The sequence below is a fragment of the Microbacterium testaceum StLB037 genome (assembly GCF_008763945.1).
Classification (GTDB): domain Bacteria; phylum Actinomycetota; class Actinomycetes; order Actinomycetales; family Microbacteriaceae; genus Microbacterium; species Microbacterium testaceum_G.
The window spans coordinates 43894-62957 of record NZ_VTQH01000001.1 but is presented as its reverse complement, the minus strand read 5'-3'; the positions used below and the strand labels follow the sequence as shown (position 1 = coordinate 62957).

Sequence of the window (19064 nt, the reverse complement as noted above, 5' to 3'; positions counted from 1 at the left end):
CATGGCCACGACGCTTCCGCTCCAGGGGACGGGCTCTTCGCGCCCGACGACTCTCCCGCCGCGTCAAGCCGCACTGCTGAGCACCTCGCGTGTGGAGCAGAAAGGCAACCTGGTCGTCAAGTGGATCACCTCCACCGACCACAAGACCATCGGGTACATGTACCTGATCGCCTCCGTCATGTTCTTCATGCTCGGCGGCGTCATGGCGCTCATCATCCGCGCCGAGCTGTTCGAGCCGGGCATGCAGATCATCCCGACCAAAGAGCAGTACAACCAGCTGTTCACGATGCACGGCACGATCATGCTGCTCATGTTCGCGACGCCGCTGTTCGCGGGCTTCGCGAACGCGCTGCTGCCGCTGCAGATCGGTGCGCCCGACGTCGCGTTCCCGCGTCTGAACGCCTTCGCGTTCTGGCTCTTCCTCTTCGGCTCCACCATCGCCGTCTCCGGCTTCCTCACCCCGCAGGGTGCGGCCGGCTTTGGATGGTTCGCGTACCAGCCGCTCGCCAACGCCAGCTTCTCGCCGGGCGTGGGCGGCAACCTCTGGATGCTGGGCCTCGGCATCAGCGGCTTCGGCACGATCCTCGGTGCGGTCAACTTCATCACCACGGTGCTCACCATGCGTGCGCCCGGTATGACGATGTGGCGCATGCCGATCTTCTCGTGGAACACCCTCATCACGAGCATCCTGATCCTGCTCGCGTTCCCCGTGCTCGCCGCGGCGATCTTCGCCGCCGCCGCCGACCGCGTGCTCGGCGCCCACATCTACAGCCCCGAGAACGGCGGCGTGCTCCTCTGGCAGCACCTCTTCTGGTTCTTCGGTCACCCCGAGGTCTACATCATCGCGCTGCCGTTCTTCGGCATCGTGTCCGAGATCTTCCCGGTGTTCAGCCGCAAGCCGATCTTCGGCTACAAGACGCTCGTCTACGCGACCATCGCGATCGCGGCCCTCTCGGTCGCGGTGTGGGCGCACCACATGTACGTCACAGGTGGCGTGCTGCTTCCGTTCTTCGCCCTCATGACGATGCTGATCGCCGTGCCGACCGGTGTGAAGATCTTCAACTGGATCGGAACCCTCTGGCGAGGGTCGGTCACGTTCGAGACGCCCATGGTCTTCGCGCTCGGCTTCCTCGTGTCGTTCGTCTTCGGTGGTCTGACCGGCGTGATCCTGGCGTCGCCCCCGCTCGACTTCCACCTGTCCGACTCGTACTTCGTCGTGGCGCACTTCCACTACGTCGTGTTCGGAACCGTGGTGTTCGCGATGTTCGCCGGCTTCTACTTCTGGTGGCCCAAGTGGACCGGCAAGATGCTCAACGAGCGTCTCGGCATGGTGCACTTCTGGATGCTGTTCATCGGCTTCCACATGACGTTCCTCATCCAGCACTGGCTGGGCGTCGACGGCATGGTCCGCCGCTACGCCGACTACGCGGCCGCCGACGGATGGACCTGGGAGAACCAGCTCTCCACGGTGGGCTCGATGATCCTCGGCGCCTCGATGATCCCGTTCCTGCTGAACGTCTGGATCACCGCCCGCAAGGCACCGCGTGTCACGGTCGACGACCCGTGGGGTTACGGCGCGTCGCTCGAGTGGGCCACCTCGTGCCCGCCGCCGCGTCACAACTTCACCTCGATCCCGCGTATCCGCAGCGAGCGTCCCGCCTTCGACCTGAACCACCCCGAGGCCGGCATCCCGGTCGGTGTGGGCCCGGCGAAGGACGCCCCTGAGGCGCCCGTGGTCGACTCCGCGGCCGGAGAGGTCAAGTAAGCATGCGTACCAATGTCGGACTCTGGTGGCTGCTCGCCGTCTTCGCCTTCCTGATCGGCGCCGTCTACACCGTCTGGAGCCTGCTCCAGCACGGGGGCGTCGAGTGGGTCGGCAGCGTTGCGCTGGTCTTCCTCGGCCTCATGTCGTCGATGATCGCGTTCTACATCTCTCGCGTGCTCAAGGCTCAGCGCGGTGACCTGCCCGAAGACACCCTGACGGCGGACATCGACGACGGCGACCCCGAGATGGGCGAGTTCAGCCCGTGGTCGTGGTGGCCCATCGTGCTCGCAGCTTCGGCGGCGATCGCGGTGATCGGCCTCGCGGTCGGCAGCTGGCTCGTGCCCGTCGGCTTCGCGATCTTCGTCGTCGCCATCGTCGGCTGGGTCTACGAGTACTACCGCGGGTACTTCGCGCGCTGATCCCGTGCCCATCCGGCTGAACGCAGCCGCCGTCTCCGACGCCGGCTCCCACCGTCCCACCAACCAGGACGCCGCCTTCGCGGCGTCCTGGGGTGCGGCGGTCGCCGATGGCGTCGGGGGAGGCCCCTCCGGCGATCTCGCATCCGCCGCCCTCATCCACCGCCTCGTCGCGACGCGGGGGAGCGGAATGGATGCCGACGGCCTCCTCGTGCGCATCCGCGAAGCGAACTGGGACATCCGGGCTCACGTGGAGCGCGATCCCGCGCTGCAGGGCATGGCGACGACCTTCACGGGGATCTTCCTCAGCATCAGCGGTGAGCTGCTGCTCGCCCACACGGGCGACTCTCGCGCGTATCTTCTGCGCGGTGACGAGTTCACGCGTGAAACGCGCGACGACTCGTACGTCCAGGCGCTCGTCGATCACGGCATCATTCCGCCGGAGGCCGCGCAGGCCCATCCGCGACGCAACATCATCACGGCCTCCCTCGGGGGCTCGGAGGGCGACGTCGTCTCGGTCGCCGAGCGCCCGCCGCTGGCGGGTGACCGCTGGGTGCTCTGCAGCGACGGCTTGACCGACTACGTGCCCGAGGCTGACGTCGCCCATCTGATCGCTGAAGCGGACGATCCGCGGTCCGCAGCTGCGGCGGCCGTGGCCCTCGCGCTCGAGGCGGGGACACGTGACAACGTCACCGTCGTCGTCTGCGATATCGTCGACGACGAGGTGCCCGCGGGCAACGACCCGGTGTTCTTCGGCTCCGCAGCCCGGTGGTTCGCCGAGGACGTCGAAACGGCCTGATCGGTCCTTCTCGCGACCGCGGGCTGGTCAGTCCGTAGCGCGGTAATGGGACCGGAGATCGGCGCGCGCGAAGTCGTCCATGGCATCCTGAGCGAGCTGTGCGCTGCGCGGCCCGCCGTGGCCATCCTCTTCGACGATCTCGAGCCGTGACCCCGGCCAGGCGCGGTGCAGCCTCCATGCGGTGAGCGACGGCCCGCTGATGTCTCGACGCCCGTGAATGAGAACGCCGGGGATGCCGTCGAGTTCGTGCGCGCGGGGGAGCACTGCCTCGACGCCGGGGAGGAAGCAGTCCCGCGCCCAGTAGTGCGTGACCAGGGTGGCGAAGTTGAGCCTGTGGTGCGCGTCCGCGTGCAGGGGTCCGGGGGTGGCGAGGGGCCCCAGGGACATGTGGGTGGCCTCCCACTCGTCCCAGTGATCGCCGGCTCTCTGCCGCACCACCGGATCCACGTCCGTCAGCAGCCGTGCATACCCCTCGATCGTGCGTTCATCGGGACGCAGGAGGGAGCGCAGGCGCTCGTATGCCTCCGGGAACACCGGGGCGATGCCGTCGGTGATCCAGTCGATCTCCCAGCGCGCACCGGTCGTGACGGCGAAGTTGACGATTTCGAGAACCCGATCGGGATACTCGAGGGCGTAGGCCAGCGCGAGGGTGGACCCCCAGGACACCCCGTGCAGGAGCCAGCGGCTGACGCCCAGCTCTTCACGGACCGCTTCGAGATCCGCCAGAAGGTTCGTCATGGTCTGATGCCGCAGGGTGCGCAGATCATCGGCTGCCCACGGTGTGCTCCGACCGCAGCCGCGCTGATCGATACCGACGATGAGATGCAGATCGGGGTCGAAGCGACGCCGGTACCCGCCCTTTCCCAGACCACCGCCCGGGCCGCCATGCAGGTAGAGCGCCGGCCGCCCTCGGGGGTTACCCGAGGTCTCCCAGTACAAACGTGCCCCGTCGGGTCGGTCCACGAATCCGGAGGCGAACGGTTCGAGAGGCGGGTGCTGCATCCCGGAAGCCTAACGGCATCACCGGCCGCGCTCCAGAATCAGGGGCGCACGACCATGACGGTCGGATCGAAGACCCGCTCGCAGGGCCCCTCGTCGTTCTCGTGGGGCTGTCCCTCGCGCACCCAGTACTCGTACCCGCCGATCATCTCGCGAACCTCGTACCCCAGGTCGGCGAAGGCGAGGGCGCCCTTCTGCCCGGCGTTGCAACCGGGGCTCCAGCAGTACACGACGACGGGAGTGCCGGCCGGGATCTCGCGGGGCGCCCTGTCGGGGATCTGCCGGTAGGGCATGTGGATCGCACCTGTGATGCGTCCCTGCGCCCATGCGTCATCGCCCCGTACGTCGACGAGCACGAAGCTTCGGCCGCCGCGCTGGTCGGCGTAGACGTCGCTCGGATCGGTCTCGAATGCGAGGCGGCGGGAGAAGTAGTCGTGGGCGTCTGTCATGCTCTCACGCTAGGGGGCAGCGGAGGACAGGGGGAGGGGGACGGATGCCAAGCCCCCACGCATCTCTGCCACAGCCCGCCCTCCCTCGTCAGGGTCAGCTGACGCATCGCCGCGGACGGGCACGGACCACGTTCCGCGTCAGGACGCGAAGGTGCCCACACATGCACGAGACCCCGGTGCCGAAGCACCGGGGTCTCGTCTCACAACGATTACTCGCTCTTGTCGCCCTCGGGGCGCAGGCTCTTCGGGGTGGGGAATTCGACCTCGACGCGGCCGCCGACCTCGTTGCGGGGGCGTCCGTCCTCATCGGCACGGGCGTTGGCGCCGGCGATCTCGTCGGCCTCCTCGTGGTCGATGTGGTCGAGCTCGTGGTGCTGGTGAGCCACCGCGGCATCGAGCTCGGCCTGCGTGAGCGGAGCCAGGCGGTCCTCGAAGAACCAGCGCGACACCGCCCCGCGGACGTTCTCGTACCAGGGGATCTCGCCGTTGGCGTTGGGACGCACGACCAGGGGCTCGTACGTCTCGTTGTCGACCAGCTTCCAGCGCTCGTACTCATCGACGGGCTGGTGGACCTCGATGTACTCGCCGCCGGGAAGGCGCACGATGCGACCCGACTCGTAGCCGTGCAGCGCGATCTCGCGGTCCTTCTTCTGCAGCGCGATGCAGATGCGCTTGGTGACGAAGTACGCCAGGATCGGGCCCAGGATCAGCAGGGCCTGCAGGACGTGGATGACACCTTCCATCGTGAGGTGGAAGTGCGTGGCCACGATGTCGGACGACGCTGCGGCCCACATGACGGCGTAGAACGTCACGCCGGCTGCACCGATCGCGGTGCGCGTGGCGGCGTTGCGCGGACGCTGGGCGATGTGGTGCTCGCGCTTGTCGCCGGTCACCCACGCCTCGATGAAGGGGTACACGAGCACCAGGACGATGAACAGACCCAGGACGCCCACGGGGATGATGATGTTCCACGACCAGGTGTGGCCCCAGAGCACGAACTCGAGGTGCGGCGGGATGAGGCGGAGCATGCCGTCGGCGAAACCGATGTACCAGTCGGGCTGCGTTCCCGCCGAGACCGGGGACGGGTCGTAGGGACCGTAGTTCCAGATCGGGTTGATCGTCACCAGCGCGGCGATCAGCACGATCACACCGAACGTGATGAAGAAGAAGCCGCCCATCTTGGAGGCGTAGACCGGGAGCATCGGGTAGCCCACGACGTTGCTGTTCGTGCGGGCGGGCCCGGCGAACTGCGTGTGCTTGTTGATGATCATCAGCATGAGGTGCACTGCGAGGAGCGCGACGAGGATCGCCGGCAGCAACAGGATGTGCAGCGTGTAGAGGCGTCCGACGATCGCGGTACCCGGGAACTCGCCGCCGAAGAGCAGGAACGAGGTCCAGGTGCCGATGATCGGCAGGCCCTTGATCATGCCGTCGATGATGCGCAGACCGTTACCCGAGAGCAGGTCGTCGGGGAGGGAGTAGCCCGTGAAGCCCTCGGCCATCGCGAGGATGAAGAGGATGAAGCCGACCACCCAGTTGAGCTCGCGGGGCTTGCGGAAAGCACCCGTGAAGAACACGCGCAACATGTGGACGCCGATACCGGCGACGAACACGAGCGCGGCCCAGTGGTGGATCTGACGGACGAGGAGGCCACCGCGCAGGTCGAAGGAGATGTGCAGCGCCGACTCCATGGCGGCCGACATCGCGATGCCGCGCATCGGCTCGTACGCACCGTTGTAGTGCGTCTCGACCATGGAGGCCTGGAAGAAGAACGTCAGGAATGTGCCGGAGAGCAGCACGACGACGAAGCTCCACAGCGCGATCTCGCCGAGCATGAACGACCAGTGGTCGGGGAAGACCTTGCGGCCGAGCTCCTTGACGATGCCCGACATGCTCGTGCGCTCGTCCATGTAGTTCGCGACGGAACCGACGAAGCGTCCGCCGAGCGGCTTGCCGTCGCGCCCGCTGGTGGCGGGGGGACCCGCGTGAACCGCGGGTTCGGTGGTGACGTTCTCGGTGGGATGGGTACCGATGCTCATGAGCGCTCCCAGAAGCTGGGGCCGACGGGCTCGTGGAAGTCACTCTGCGCGACGAGGTAACCCTCGGCGTCGACGGTGATGGGGAGCTGCGGCAGGGGACGGGCGGCCGGGCCGAAGATGACGGCCGCGCCGTTGGCGACGTCGAACTGCGACTGGTGGCAGGGGCACAGGAGGTGGTGGGTCTGCTGCTCGTAGAGCGCGACGGGGCAACCGACGTGGGTGCAGACCTTCGAGTACGCGATGATGCCGTCGTACGACCAGTCCAGGTTGTTGGTCTCGGGGTTCAGCTGCTCGGGCTGCATGCGCATGAGCAGGACGATCGCCTTGGCCTTCTCTTCGAGGTAGCCCTCGTCGTGACCGAGGCCCGCGAGCTCCTCGGGAATGACGTGGAACGCCGAGCCGAGGGTGACGTCGGCGGCCCGAATCGGACGACCGGAGGGGTCGTGCGTCAGGCGCATGCCCTCTTTCCACATGGTGTGGCTGAGGAGCTTGACCGGGTCCTGGTCCTGAGGAGCGAGACCGCGGAAGAGCGTGATGCCCGGGATGACCGAGGCGGCCAGGGCGGCGAACATCGAGTTGCGGATGATCTCGCGTCGTCCGAACCCGGAGTCCTTGTCGGCCTCGGCGAAGACGTTGACGGCACCCTCGCGGACCTCGTCGCGACCACGGGTGGCGTGACGGTCCTCGATGTACTCCTTGTCGGACATGACCGACTTGCCCCAGTGGATGGTGCCGATGCCGATCGCGAGCAGCGCGAAGGCGATGCCCAGTCCGATGAACAGATTGTTGTAGCGGATGTCGATCAGCGCGCCCGACTCGATCGGGAAGATCATGTAGGCGATGCTCGCCCAGATGCTCGCCGCGACCGAGAAGTAGAACAGGGTGTAGACCGTGCGAACCGCACGCTTCATCGCCTGCGGGTCCTGGTCGGTCATGCGCTGACGGTGGCCGGGAAGGCCGGGGTTCTGTACGGCGTCGGGAACCGCGACGGCGAGCCCCGAGGTGGGCTTCCAGGAAGCCCTCTCGTGCTCGAGTGCGTCGTCCTCGTGTGCCATGGTGCTCCTCGTGCGTTTACGTAATGTCGAAGACGACGGTCAGTTGGACTTCGCCGTGATCCACACGGTCAGGGCGATGAGCGCTCCGATACCGAAGATCCAGATGAACAGACCCTCGGACACCGGTCCGAGCGAGCCCAGGGCGTAACCACCGGGGGAGTCGTTCTTCTGCAGGTACATCAGGTACGAGATGACGTCGCGCTTGTCTTCGGGGGTCAGGTTCAGGTCGTTGAACACCGGCATGTTCTGCGGGCCGGTGACCATGGCCGCGTAGATGTTGACCGACGAGACCGTGTGGAGGTCGGGGGCCCACTTGCCCTCGGTGAGCGCGCCGCCCGCGCCGGCGACGTTGTGGCACATGGCGCAGTTGATGCGGAAGAGCTCCGCACCGTGCGACAGGTCGCCCTGGCCGTCGACGATCTCTTCGCTGGGGTAGCTCGGGCCGGGGGCGGCGGACTGCACGTACGCCGCGATGGCGTTGACCTGCTCGTCCGTGAACTGCGGCGGCTTGACCGGAGCCTGCGGACCCTGCGCCTGCAGGGGCATGCGACCGGTGGAGACCTGGAAGTGCACCGAGAGCTCGCCGACGCCGAAGAGCGACGGGCCCTGCTGGCTGCCCTGGAGGTCGAGACCGTGGCACGTGGCGCAGTTCGCCTGGAAGAGCTTCTGCCCTTCCTCGACCGCCGACGCGGAGTTCGCCTCGCTCGTGGGGGTGCTGGAGGTGGCGGCCATCGCGGCCGTTGCGCCGGCGTAGACGCCTCCGGTCAGGAGGAGTCCGATGCCGATGAGCGCGGCGGCGGCCAGGGGGCTACGACGCCCGGACGCCCGACGAGTCTTCTTCTCGCGTGCCATGTGGAGTACTGCTCTCTTACTTGAGGAAGTAGATGACGAAGAACAGGGCGATCCAGACGACGTCGACGAAGTGCCAGTAGTACGACACGACGATCGAGGTGGTCATCTCTTTCCGACCGAAGTTCTTCACGGCGTACGCGCGACCGATCACGAGCAGGAAGGCGATCAGGCCACCCGTCACGTGCAGGGCGTGGAAGCCGGTGGTGATGTAGAAGGCCGAGGCGTAGGGGTTGGCGCTGATGGGCATGCCTTCGGCAACCAGGGTCGCGTACTCCCACACCTGACCCGACACGAAGACCGCGCCGAGGATGAAGGTGAGGTAGAACCACTCCACCATTCCCCACTTCAGGAAGCCGGTGGCCTTGCCCGTGCGGTACGGCTGGTACCGCTCGGCGGCGAAGACGCCCATCTGGCAGGTGACCGAGGACAGCACGAGGATGATCGTGTTGACGGTCGCGAAGGGGACGTTGAGCAGCTGCGTCTCTTCGGCCCACAGGGAGGCCGACGTGCTGCGGAGGGTGAAGTAGATCGCGAACAGGCCGGCGAAGAACATGACCTCGCTGCCCAGCCACACGATGGTGCCCACGGCGACCGGGTCGGGCCGCTTCACGGCACGCACAGCCTGGGAATACGTCGCTGAGGTCGTCACCGTTCCATTATGCGCGATCCGAGGGGCCGATATTCCCATCACAAGCCTGCGATATTCCATCATCGAGACTTAGGGAAGCCTCAGAATCTGCAAGTAATCCCCGGTACGGCGTCGGTTTCGCCGGTGCGGACGACCACGCCCCGCCAGCGGCACCCGTTCGAAGGATCCACGACACGCGTGTGGAAGGATCGAGGCATGGCGGAACGTTTCACCTGGCCGGACCTGCTCTCGGCGCTTCTGGCCGGCACCGACCTGAGCGTGTCGGAGTCGACCTGGGCCATGCGCAAGGTCATGGCGGGCGAGGCGACGCCCTCTCAGCTGGGCGGTTTCCTCATGGCGCTGAGGGCCAAGGGTGAGACGGTCGAAGAGATCGTCGGCTTCCGCGATGCCATCCTCGAAGCCGCCGTGCCGCTCCCGGTGCGCGCCGAGGTCCTCGACATCGTGGGCACGGGCGGTGACCGCTACGGCACCGTGAACATCTCGACGATGGCGGCCGTCGTGGCCGCGGCATCCGGAGTTCCCGTCGTCAAGCACGGCAACCGCGCCGCCAGCTCGGCGTCGGGCTCGTCGGACGTGCTGTCGTCGCTGGGCATCGGGCTGACGCTCTCGCCCGAGAAGGTCGCCGAGATCCTCGATCGCACGGGCATCACCTTCGCGTTCGCCTCGGCCTTCCACCCGGGGTTCCGCCACGCGGCGGCCACCCGCTCCGAGCTCGGCGTTCCCACGGTCTTCAACTTCCTCGGCCCGCTGTGCAACCCCGCGCGCGCCGAGGCCAACGCGGTGGGCGTCGCCCACCTGGATCGCGTGCCGCTGATCACCGGCGTCTTCCGCACGCGCGGTGCGACGGCGCTCGTCTTCCGCGGCGACGACGGCCTCGACGAACTGACCACGACCGGCCACAGCCGGGTGTGGGAGATCAGCCGCGGCGACGTCCACGAGCACGATCTGGATCCGCGGGATCTCGGCATCCCTCTGGCGGACACGGACGACCTGCTGGGCGGGGCTCCCGATCACAACGCCGGCGTCGTGCGGCGGGTGCTCGCCGGAGACCGGGGTGCGGTGCGCGACATCGTGCTGCTGAACACGGCGGCGGGCCTGGTGTCGTTCCGACTGTTCCAGGATGCCTCCGAGGTGCAGCGTCCGATCCTCGAGCGGTTGTCGGAGGCGATGACCGATGCCGCGGCCGCGATCGACGACGGCCGCGCCGCCGCGAAGCTCGACGAGTGGGTCGAGGCCTCGAGAGCGTTGGCGGAGTAGCCGTGGACCCGCTCGACGCCCTCACCGAGATCGCGTACCTGCTCGAGCGGGAGAGGTCGTCGCGCTACAAGTCGAAGGCGTTCCGCACGGCCGCCGCCGCGATCGAGGGGCTGAGCGACGCGCAGCTGCGCGACCCCGCCCTGCGTCGCCGCGCGGGGATCGGCGAGTCGACCTTCGCGGTCATCCAGCAGGCGCTCGCGGGCGAGGTGCCCGAACGCCTGGCGAAGCTGCGCGCCGAGTCGGCGCCCACGGGCGGCGCGGAGCTGCGCGCGCAGCTCAAGGGCGACCTGCACAGCCACAGCGAGTGGTCGGACGGCCTGACGCCCATCGAGGCGATGGTGGATGCGGCACGCGGCCTCGGTCACGAGTACCTCGCGCTGACCGACCACTCCCCGCGGCTCACCGTCGCGAACGGCCTGTCGCCCGAGCGGCTGCGCGCGCAGATGGAGATCGTCCGGGGGCATCGCGGCGGGGGGTTCACTCTCCTGACCGGGATCGAGGTCGACATCCTCGACGACGGCGCCCTCGATCAGGAGGACGCGCTGCTGCACGCGCTCGATGTGGTCGTGGCATCCGCTCATTCCAAACTCCGCATGGAACGCGGGCCCATGACGAAGCGTCTCGTCGCGGCGGCGAGCGACCCCCGGGTCGACGTGCTCGGCCACGTGACCGGCCGGCTGGTGGAGGGGGCGCGGGGGACGCGGCCTCCGTCGGAGTTCGACGCGCGCGAGGTGTTCGCGGCGGCGGCGGCTTCGGGCGTGGCCGTGGAGATCAACTCCCGGCCCGAGCGGCAGGACCCGCCCGACGACCTGCTCGCGCTCGCGATCGAGGCGGGGTGCCTGTTCTCGATCGATTCCGACGCGCACGCTCCTGGACAGCTCTCGTTGCTCGACTACGGCGCCGCGCGCGCCGAGGCCGCGGGAGTCCCGGTCGACCGGATCGTCACGACCTGGCCGCTCGATCGCCTGCGCGCCTGGCTCGAGCGCAGCCGCTGAGCGCGCGAACTCAGGCGGGGAGGGCGGCCAGCGCTCGGGTCATCGACGATCCGAGGTTCCAGCGCTCGGCGAGGTCTTCGGCGGCGGAGCGGTCGACGGGGCCCAGACGGTCGTCGAAGGGCGCGAGGTCGAGTTCGCGGGCGACCCGCACCACGGTCGGGGCGACCTCGAGATAGTCCGCGGCGGCGGCGATCTTGGCGCGCTGCGCGGGGGTTCCGGCGGTGCCGTCGAGGACCCCGGACCGGATGCCGTCGAGGTCGCCGCACGCGGCCAGCAACGACGCCGCGGACTTCTCGCCGATACCCGCCACCCCCGGCAGACCGTCGGAGGGGTCGCCGCGCAGCACGGCGAAGTCGGCGTACTGGTGCGCGTGGACGCCGTACTTGGCGTAGACCACCGCGTCGTCGACGAGTTCGAGGTTGCTCATACCGCGGGCCGTATAGACGATCCGGATGCCGCGGTCGTCGTCGACCAGCTGGAAGAGGTCGCGGTCGCCGGTGACGATGTCGACCGGGACGTCGGCGCGGGTGGCGAGGGCTCCGATCACGTCGTCGGCCTCGTGCTCCGCGGCGCCCACGACGGGGATCCCGAGCACGGCCAGCGCCTCGCGGATCAGGGGGATCTGCGCCTCGAGGGGGTCGGGCACCTCCTCGACGTCGGGACCGGCGGGCACGGCCTCGACCACGCGGTGGGCCTTGTAGCTCGACAGCAGGTCGACCCGCCACGCGGGGCGCCAGTCGTCGTCCCAGCACGCGACGAGACGGGTGGGCCGGTACGCCGTGACGAGCTTCGCGATCATGTCGAGCAGACCGCGCACCGCGTTGACCGACGAGCCGTCGGCGGCCTTGACCTTGTCGGGCACCCCGTAGAACGCGCGGAAGTACAGCGAGGCGGTGTCGAGGAGCATGAGGCGATCGGTCACCTCTCGATCCTGGCACGCGGGGTGCCGCGCTGACCTAGAGTGGCCGGATGTCCTTCGGCTCCGCCTCCCGTCGTCCGGCTCCGGATGCCGCGTGCCCGTGCGGTCGCGCCGCCTTCGGAGAGTGCTGCGGGCCGATCCTCGATGGCGCCCCCGCCCCGAGCGCCGAGCGGCTGATGCGCTCGCGATACACCGCCTTCTCCGTCGGCGACGCGGCGCACCTCGCCCGGTCCTGGCATCCGCGCACCCGTCCCGACGACATCGTCGTCCACGACGGCACGAGGTGGACGGGGCTCGTGATCGAGGACGCGTCGGAGGGGGCGGATGCCGCGACCGTGACGTTCCGCGCAGGGTGGCGGCACGGTGCGGAGCGCGGGGAGCTGCGGGAGCGGAGCCGGTTCGAACGGCGCGGGGGACGTTGGGTGTACGTCGACGGCGACGTCGGCTGAACCGGAGCCGCCGCCGGAGGCCGTCAACCCCGCGGGCGATGTCGGGGGTCGTTTGTAGGGTCGGACGCGGATCCTCGGCGAAAGGACACGGATGATCCCCGACGACCAGCGCGACCTCCTCGAGAACCCGAACTACGGCAGCCTCGGCACCGTTCGCCCCGACGGCACGGTGCAGGTCAACCCGATGTGGTTTGAGTTCGACGGAGAACACCTGCTCTTCACGCACACCACGACGCGGCAGAAGTTCCGCAACCTGCAGCGCAACCCCTCGATGAGCCTGATGGTGTTCGACCCCGGGCGCCCCTATCGCTACATCGAAGTGCGCGGTCGCCTCGTCGAGGCCGAACCCGACCCGACGGGGGCCTTCTACGTGCGCCTCGGGCAGCGGTACGGCAACGCCCAGCAGGAGGCGCCGCCGGATAGCGCCGACCGGGTGATTCTGAAGATGTCGATCGACAAAGTGGGAGGACAGTGACATGGAACGCATCGTGATCATCGGAGGGCACGGCAAGGTGGCCCTCCACCTGGCTCGGCTGCTCGCCGACCGGGGCGACGAGGCGACGTCGGTCATCCGCGCGGCCGAGCAGTCGTCTGACGTCGAGAGCGCGGGGGGAAAGCCGCTCGTGCTCGACGTCGAGAAGGCCGATGTCGACGCCCTGGCCGAGGCCTTCTCGGGAGCCGACGCGGTGATCTGGTCGGCGGGAGCGGGCGGCGGCAGCGCCGAGCGCACCTACGCGGTCGACCGCGACGCCGCGCAGCGCGCCGTCGACGCGGCGTCGCGGGCGGGCGTGCGCCGTTTCGTGATGGTCTCGTGGATCGGGTCGACGCCGGATCACGGCATCGACCCTGACGACTCGTTCTACGCGTACGCCGACGCCAAGCTCGCAGCCGACGACCACCTGCGCGCGAGCGACCTGGACTGGACGATCCTCGGTCCCGGAACCCTGACCGAGGGCGAGCCCACCGGCCGCATCACCACGGCGCCCCAGGGAAGGGCCGAGGTCTCGCGCGCCGATGTGGCCGCCGTCGCGGCCGCGGTGCTCGTGCAGCCGGCGACCGTCGGGCGCTTCATCCGCTTCGGCGCGGGGGACACCCTGATCGCCGAGGCCGTCGTGGCCGACGCCGGTCGCGTGGACGGAGCACAGGCATGAACGCGCTGAGCGAGAAGGCCGAGTCGTTCGCGGAGCTGCACACCGCCCCCGAGATCCTGCGGGTCGTCAACATCTGGGACGTCGTGTCGGCGAAAGCGGTCGCCGCTCTCCCCGAGACGAAGGCGCTGGCCACGGCCGGGCACTCGATCGCCGCGGCCTTCGGGTACGAAGACGGCGAGAACATCCCGCTCGAGGTCATGCTCGACATGGTCGGGCGCATCGTCGCCGCGGTGGACGTCCCGGTGACGGCCGACCTCGACGCCGGCTTCGGCAACCCGGGCGAGACCACGCGGCGCGCGATCGGCGTCGGTGTCGTCGGAGCGAACGTCGAGGACCGCGTCAAGCCGCTCGACGAGGCGGTGGCCGCGGTCGAGGCCGTGATCGCGGCGGGGGAGGCCGAGGGGGTTCCCTTCGTGCTGAACGCGCGCACCGACGTCTTCGTCAAGGGTGGCGATCGACCGCTCGACGATAAGATCGCGGATGCCGTGAAGCGCGGCCGCGCCTTCCTCGACGCCGGGGCGACCTCGGTGTTCGTGCCCGGGCTGCTGGACGCCGAGACCACCCGTCGGCTCGTCGACGGTCTCGGACCGCAGCGGCTGAGCGTCATCGGCTTCCCCGGCGCCCTCTCGGCCGCCGAGTACGAGAAGCTCGGCGTCGCGCGGATCTCCTACGGTCCACTGACGCAGCGCGTCGCGCTCACCGCGCTGCAGGACCTCGCGATAGACCTGTACGGCAACGGGGTCATCCCGTCGTCGGTGCGCGAACTCAACTGACGAGAGGGCCGGGGCGTCGCTCAGCGCGGCGTCCCGGCCTGGTCGAGGCCGCCGTCGTTCAGGCGGGCGCGCCGGCGCCGGCGGTCCGGTTCGGCCCGCTTCCTCGCCGTGCGCGGCGTGTCAGCGCGTCTCGCCGGCCGCTCCGCGCGCTGGCGGAGTCAGTCCTCGTCGCCCGGCGTCTCGTCCTCGACGACGATCACGCCGTCGGGCACGGGATCGCCGAGCAGCGGCTCGGCCGCGAGCGTGAGATCGATGGTCGCGCGCAGGAGCCCGCCGAGGGTCACCGACCGCAGCAGCTCCATCTGATCGAGCTCGCCGAGCGGGGCGATCGCCGCGACCTGCCACGCGCGAGGGAGCGGCTCCTCCGCGAGCTCGACCTCGGGGTCCCATCGCGTTCCGCCGAACAGCTGGGCGCGGCCCAGGACGCGCCGGACGATCCGTTCGGCCTCCTCCAGCAGGGGGAGCAGGGCGTCATGCCACTCGAGGTCGGGGAGCGCGCGCACATCGGCTCGCGGGTAGGGGTCGTCGTCGAGCCATTCGACGATCTCGAAGCGCTCGGTTCCGCGCGCGACGATCTGCATCTGTCCCGCTTGCGGGACGACCTGGCTCAACTGCGCCATCGTGCCGAGGGGGAAGCGCTGATCTCCGCCGCCCGTCTCGCTGCCGCGCTCGATGAGGACGACGCCGAAGGCGGGATCGGTCTCGTCGAGCAGACGCCCCAGCATGACGAGATACCGCTCTTCGAAGATCCGCAACGCGAGGGGCGTGTGCGGGAAGAGGACGGCTCCGAGGGGGAACATCGCGGTACCCATGCCCTCAGTCAAGCAGGGGACGGGAGCCGAGGGGCCGGGGGAGCGCGATCAGCGAGCGAGTTCCCAGGTCGGACCGGTCGATCAGTCCTGGTCGTCGCTCAGCGTCTCGTGCACGCGGTGCAGGTCCATCAGCAGGGAGCCCACGAGCACCCAGTGCGCGGTCGACGGCGTGCGGATCTGCAGGGGCCGGGTGAGGGCTGGCTCCTCCTCGACGACACGCTCGGGGCCCGCGTCGAGCGCGAACGCCAGCCGCACGTCGTGCGCGGCGCGGTGCAGCTGCTCGGCGATCGCGCGGACGGCGGGCTCGTCGGGGATCGTCTGCTCGTAGCCGTCGTAGACGGCACGCGTCATCCCGATCGTCTGCGTGACGACGGGGCTGAAGCGTTCGACGAGCGCGTCCATCTCCGCGAGGTCGGCGCGGTGCCGACCGCTGCGGGGGTTGAGCGCCAGCGAGTCGGCGCCGTCGCGGATCGCGTCGGCCGCGGCATCCCGAACGGGGCGAAGCAGGCGCGCCTCGAGAAGCAGCCCCTCGAGCGACGCGGCGGTCTGCGGGGTCTCGAGCGCGTCGGCGAGACGCTCGAGCGCTGCCGCGAGCTCGCGCCCCAGGACGTCGATCTTGGTCCGCGCGGTGGGCACGAGCACGGGCGGCACGAGGACCGCGTTCACGACGATGCCGATGGCTGCGCCGATGAGGGTCTCGAGGACGCGGTCGAGGGCGTAGTTCGGTGTTGCCGTGCCCAGGGCGAGCACGAGCAGGGCGCTGATGGCGATCTGGTTCGTGGCTCCGGCCGAGATGCGCGCGGCCCACGCGACGAGCAGTGCCACTCCCGCGGACAGCAGTGCCACCCAGGGCTGCGAGCCGAAGACGAGACCGAGAAGGGCCGCGATGAGCACCCCCACGATCACGCCGACGCTGCGCTCGACGGCGCGCGTGAACGACTGGTTGATGCTCGGCTGCACGACCAGAAGGGCGGCGATGGCGGCGAAGATCGGCGGGGGGCCCTGCACCAACCACCCGGCGAGCAGCCAGGCGGTGACGATCGCGAGGGCGGATTTCGCGACCTGCAGCAGGGGCACTCGGCGCGGGGCGCGGACGGTGAGGCTGTCGCGCACGGCGCGGGCGGAGGGGATGCGCACCGTCACCTCCGTCGTCCGACGATCTCGATCGCGTTCTCGGCGACCCAGCCCATGAGGGGGATGACGTGGGTCATGAGGTCGCGCCCGCGATCGGTCAGGGCGTACTCGACGCGCGGCGGCACCTCGGGGTAGGCGGTGCGCAGGACCAGGCCGTCGGCCTCGAGCGTCTTCAACGTGCTGGCGAGCATCTTCTCGCTGATTCCGTCGATGGCGCGGCGCAGAGCGCCCCACCGCTGGGTACCGTCCGAGAGAGCGAGCAGGACGAGGATGCCCCACTTGCCCATCACGTGGTCCAGGACCGTGCGGGTCGGGCACCCGTCGGCGAAGAGACCGGGCTGTTCGGCGCGCAACGACGCAAGACTGACGCTCATGTGAGTACCTAACCGGAAAGTGGGTACCGGCATTCCGGAATGCGTGCGGGGTCGAGGTGTTGAGCCCGACGAACCCATCGAAAGGATTCCATCATGACCCTCCTCGTCACCGCCGCCTCCGGACACCTCGGCCGTCTCGTCGTCGAAGCCCTCCTCGAGCGCGGCGTCGCGGCCTCGGACATCGTGGCCGGTGTGCGCACCCCCGCCAAGGTCGACGACCTCGCCGCGCGCGGGATCGGCGTCGCCGAAGTCGACTACGCCCGTCCCGAGACCATCGCCCCCGCCCTCGACGGCGTGACGCGCGTGCTGCTCATCTCGGGAACCGATGCCGACCGCGTGGCGGGCCACCGCAACGTCATCGACGCCGTCCGTGCCGCCGGCGTCGAGCGCCTCGTGTACACCAGCGCCCCGCGCGTCGACGAGGTCGACTACGCCCTCGGCGCCGATCACAAGGCCACCGAGCGGGCGATCGCCGATTCGGGCGTGAGCGCCACGATCCTGCGCCACAACTGGTACACCGAGAACTACCTCGACGCCGTCGCTCGCGCCGCCGACACCGGCGAGATCGTCGCGGCCGCCGGCGACGCCCGTGTCGCGAGCGCGAGCCGTCGCGACTACGCCGAGGCCGCCGCCATCGCCCTCACCACCGACGACCTGGCGGAGCAGACCATCGAGGTCGGCGGCGACGTCGCGTGGACGTACGACGAGCTCGCCGCAGCGGCGACCGAGGTGCTCGGTCGTCCGGTGACGTACACGCGCGTCTCGGTCGAGCAGCTGACCGAGGGGCTGAAGGCGGCGGGCCTGGATGCCGGCACCGCCGCGTTCGTCGCCGGGATCGACGACGCGATCGCTCGCGGCGCTCTCGAGAAGACCGACGGTTCACTGTCGCGCATCATCGGCCGCCCGACGACGCCCCTGGTCGAGAGTCTGCGCGAGGGCCTCGCCGCCCGCTGAGCCGGACCCTCTCGCGTGAGTCGCCATCTTTTGTCGCTTCCCACCCTCACGCGGCGACAAATCGTGGCGACTCACGCGCTTAGCCGGACTCACGCGCTTGGCCCGTCCGCGCGGGTCATGCCGGATCAGCGGGGCGGGTGGGGGAGTCGGCGGAGGAGCGCAGCGCGGTCAGCCGCCGCTCGCGCATCGCGAGGAACAGCGGGAAGGTGAACGCGAAAGCCGTCAGCCCCGACAGCACGATGTACAGCCACGCGAATCGCATGCCGAGCCGTCGCGCCTCGACGATGATGAAGATGCTCCCCGCGACCGCCACGACGAGGAGGTCGACGGTGATCGACGACACCGCCGGCCCGCTCGAGACGAGGTCTCCGATGAAGTCGCGCATCTGCACGATCGCGAAGACGTTGAAGGTCCAGGTGCCCACGAGACCGGCGACAGCCAGCACCAGGAAGGCCACGGCGGTGGGGGTCCAGTGTCGTCGGAGTGCGCTCATGAGCCGATCCTTCCGCAGCGCCGATGTCGGCGGTGGGGGCTAGCGTCGAAGAATGGATGCCAGCACCGCGACGCGCATGCTCGATGACCGCGAGCGCGAGGTCGAGCACCGCCTGTCGCGCCTGCGCGACGACGAAGCGAGTCTTCGGCACGACCGTGCCGACGCCACCGCCGACGACGAGCACGACCCCGAGGGTTCGACGCTGTCGGGGGAGTGGGCTCAGGTCGACGCCCTGCGCCGTGGTGCCGAGGCGGAGCGGGCCGAGATCGCCGCGGCGCGCGAGCGGGTGGCATCCGGAGTCTTCGGCGTGTGCGAGACGTGCGGCCGGCCCATCGCGGACGCCCGGCTCGAGGCGCTGCCCTTCGCGCGCCGCTGCATCTCGTGCGCGGCGTGAGCGGCCGCCGGACGGCCGGAGCCGCGCAGCACGCCTAGGCTCGGAGCGTGGAACCCCTGCTGATCGTGCTGCTGTTCGCCAACGCCGTGTTCAACGCCGTCGTGTGGCCCCGCTTCTACCCGCGCATCGCGAAAGACCCGCGCGCGCGGGATGCCGCGGGAAAGCCCACCGCGTTCCTGATCGTGCACACGGTGCTCATCGCCCTCGCTCTGGTGCTGGCCCTGGCATCCGTCATCGCCGCCATCGCCGCCCTGGTGAGCTGACTCTCCCGGGCGCTTTCCGGCGCCCCGCGGTAGAATCGTCGGGTGGGTTCGCCCACCGCACGCTGTGCAACTA

23 protein-coding genes are annotated in these 19064 nt (G+C 69.5%); 12 read left to right on the top strand and 11 right to left on the bottom strand.

The genetic code is table 11. The annotated features are described in order from the left end of the window. The first annotated feature begins 1 nt into the window (after window position 1). From ctaD to F9B98_RS00355, 3 genes are read left to right on the top strand one after another with little or no spacing between them, the layout of a single operon-like run. Window positions 2-1765 (top strand): cytochrome c oxidase subunit I, encoded by a 1764-nt coding sequence (gene ctaD, locus F9B98_RS00365; RefSeq protein ID WP_150951444.1) that lies wholly within the window; start codon window positions 2-4, stop codon window positions 1763-1765. A 2-nt stretch (window positions 1766-1767) separates the two neighbouring features. Beyond that, a complete protein-coding gene (locus F9B98_RS00360) occupies window positions 1768-2184 on the top strand; it encodes a cytochrome c oxidase subunit 4 (RefSeq protein ID WP_150951442.1) in 417 nt (138 codons plus the stop codon). 4 nt (window positions 2185-2188) lie between these two features. Beyond that, complete coding sequence (locus tag F9B98_RS00355) at window positions 2189-2980, top strand: PP2C family protein-serine/threonine phosphatase (protein ID WP_150951440.1); 792 nt, start codon at window positions 2189-2191, stop codon at window positions 2978-2980. 27 nt (window positions 2981-3007) lie between these two features. Here the strand turns inward: F9B98_RS00355 and F9B98_RS00350 are convergent, their stop codons facing one another. The 6 genes from F9B98_RS00350 to F9B98_RS00325 all read right to left on the bottom strand — a co-directional run bounded on the left by F9B98_RS00350 (window position 3008) and on the right by F9B98_RS00325 (window position 9062). Further along, on the bottom strand, window positions 3008-3982 hold the full coding sequence (locus F9B98_RS00350; protein WP_150951438.1) for an alpha/beta fold hydrolase: 975 nt from the start codon (window positions 3980-3982) through the stop codon (window positions 3008-3010). Window positions 3983-4020: 38 nt separating this feature from the next. Then, complete coding sequence (locus F9B98_RS00345; RefSeq protein ID WP_150951435.1) at window positions 4021-4428, bottom strand: rhodanese-like domain-containing protein; 408 nt, start codon at window positions 4426-4428, stop codon at window positions 4021-4023. 209 nt (window positions 4429-4637) lie between these two features. Continuing rightward, on the bottom strand, window positions 4638-6467 hold the full coding sequence (locus tag F9B98_RS00340) for a cytochrome b (protein ID WP_150951433.1): 1830 nt from the start codon (window positions 6465-6467) through the stop codon (window positions 4638-4640). After that, window positions 6464-7522, bottom strand: a complete 1059-nt coding sequence (locus F9B98_RS00335; protein WP_150951431.1) for a ubiquinol-cytochrome c reductase iron-sulfur subunit — start codon at window positions 7520-7522, stop codon at window positions 6464-6466. Before F9B98_RS00335 ends, F9B98_RS00340 begins: the two co-directional genes overlap by 4 nt. A 39-nt stretch (window positions 7523-7561) precedes the next feature. Next, window positions 7562-8374, bottom strand: a complete 813-nt coding sequence (locus F9B98_RS00330; RefSeq protein ID WP_150951430.1) for a c-type cytochrome — start codon at window positions 8372-8374, stop codon at window positions 7562-7564. A gap of 16 nt (window positions 8375-8390) precedes the next feature. Beyond that, entirely contained in the window at window positions 8391-9062 is a 672-nt protein-coding gene (locus F9B98_RS00325) for a heme-copper oxidase subunit III (RefSeq protein WP_150951428.1), read from the bottom strand. Window positions 9063-9218: 156 nt separating this feature from the next. Here F9B98_RS00325 and trpD point away from each other — a divergent pair, with 156 nt between their 5' ends. After that, window positions 9219-10280 (top strand): anthranilate phosphoribosyltransferase, encoded by a 1062-nt coding sequence (gene trpD, locus F9B98_RS00320; protein ID WP_150951426.1) that lies wholly within the window; start codon window positions 9219-9221, stop codon window positions 10278-10280. A 2-nt stretch (window positions 10281-10282) separates the two neighbouring features. Beyond that, window positions 10283-11275, top strand: coding sequence for a PHP domain-containing protein (locus tag F9B98_RS00315; protein WP_150951425.1), 993 nt, complete (start codon window positions 10283-10285; stop codon window positions 11273-11275). 10 nt (window positions 11276-11285) lie between these two features. Here the strand turns inward: F9B98_RS00315 and F9B98_RS00310 are convergent, their stop codons facing one another. Next, window positions 11286-12197: a 5'-3' exonuclease gene (locus tag F9B98_RS00310; RefSeq protein WP_150951422.1), complete on the bottom strand. Its 912-nt coding sequence runs from the start codon at window positions 12195-12197 to the stop codon at window positions 11286-11288. 47 nt (window positions 12198-12244) lie between these two features. On the opposite strand from F9B98_RS00310, the gene F9B98_RS00305 reads away from it, so the two are divergent. The 4 genes from F9B98_RS00305 (at window position 12245) to F9B98_RS00290 (ending at window position 14567) form a co-directional block, all read left to right on the top strand. Next, window positions 12245-12643, top strand: a complete 399-nt coding sequence (locus F9B98_RS00305; RefSeq protein WP_150951420.1) for a YchJ family protein — start codon at window positions 12245-12247, stop codon at window positions 12641-12643. Window positions 12644-12734: 91 nt separating this feature from the next. Then, the gene (locus F9B98_RS00300) at window positions 12735-13118 is read left to right on the top strand and encodes a PPOX class F420-dependent oxidoreductase (protein ID WP_150951417.1); all 384 of its coding nucleotides are present in this window, start codon (window positions 12735-12737) and stop codon (window positions 13116-13118) included. A gap of 1 nt (window position 13119) precedes the next feature. Further along, window positions 13120-13794 carry an SDR family oxidoreductase gene (locus F9B98_RS00295; protein ID WP_150951416.1) on the top strand — a complete coding sequence of 225 codons (675 nt, stop codon included), beginning with the start codon at window positions 13120-13122 and terminating at the stop codon, window positions 13792-13794. Continuing rightward, window positions 13791-14567, top strand: a complete 777-nt coding sequence (locus tag F9B98_RS00290) for an isocitrate lyase/PEP mutase family protein (protein ID WP_150951413.1) — start codon at window positions 13791-13793, stop codon at window positions 14565-14567. Before F9B98_RS00295 ends, F9B98_RS00290 begins: the two co-directional genes overlap by 4 nt. 158 nt (window positions 14568-14725) lie before the next feature. On the opposite strand, the gene F9B98_RS00285 is transcribed toward F9B98_RS00290, so the two are convergent. From F9B98_RS00285 to F9B98_RS00275, 3 genes are all read right to left on the bottom strand, one after another. Further along, complete coding sequence (locus F9B98_RS00285; protein ID WP_150951411.1) at window positions 14726-15379, bottom strand: LON peptidase substrate-binding domain-containing protein; 654 nt, start codon at window positions 15377-15379, stop codon at window positions 14726-14728. Between the two features lie 81 nt (window positions 15380-15460). Beyond that, entirely contained in the window at window positions 15461-16516 is a 1056-nt protein-coding gene (locus tag F9B98_RS00280; protein ID WP_191966597.1) for an FUSC family protein, read from the bottom strand. 2 nt (window positions 16517-16518) lie between these two features. Then, a complete protein-coding gene (locus F9B98_RS00275; RefSeq protein ID WP_150951409.1) occupies window positions 16519-16887 on the bottom strand; it encodes a winged helix-turn-helix transcriptional regulator in 369 nt (122 codons plus the stop codon). A 93-nt stretch (window positions 16888-16980) separates the two neighbouring features. Between F9B98_RS00275 and F9B98_RS00270 the strand changes: the two genes are divergently transcribed. Then, window positions 16981-17841 (top strand): SDR family oxidoreductase, encoded by an 861-nt coding sequence (locus F9B98_RS00270; RefSeq protein ID WP_150951407.1) that lies wholly within the window; start codon window positions 16981-16983, stop codon window positions 17839-17841. A 115-nt stretch (window positions 17842-17956) separates the two neighbouring features. Here F9B98_RS00270 and F9B98_RS00265 read toward each other — a convergent pair whose 3' ends face one another. Continuing rightward, complete coding sequence (locus tag F9B98_RS00265; RefSeq protein ID WP_150951405.1) at window positions 17957-18334, bottom strand: DUF2834 domain-containing protein; 378 nt, start codon at window positions 18332-18334, stop codon at window positions 17957-17959. 52 nt (window positions 18335-18386) lie between these two features. Between F9B98_RS00265 and F9B98_RS00260 the strand changes: the two genes are divergently transcribed. Then, on the top strand, window positions 18387-18728 hold the full coding sequence (locus F9B98_RS00260; RefSeq protein WP_150951403.1) for a TraR/DksA family transcriptional regulator: 342 nt from the start codon (window positions 18387-18389) through the stop codon (window positions 18726-18728). A gap of 47 nt (window positions 18729-18775) precedes the next feature. Beyond that, window positions 18776-18991, top strand: coding sequence for an SCO4848 family membrane protein (locus F9B98_RS00255; RefSeq protein WP_150951401.1), 216 nt, complete (start codon window positions 18776-18778; stop codon window positions 18989-18991). The last annotated feature ends 73 nt before the right edge of the window (window positions 18992-19064 follow it).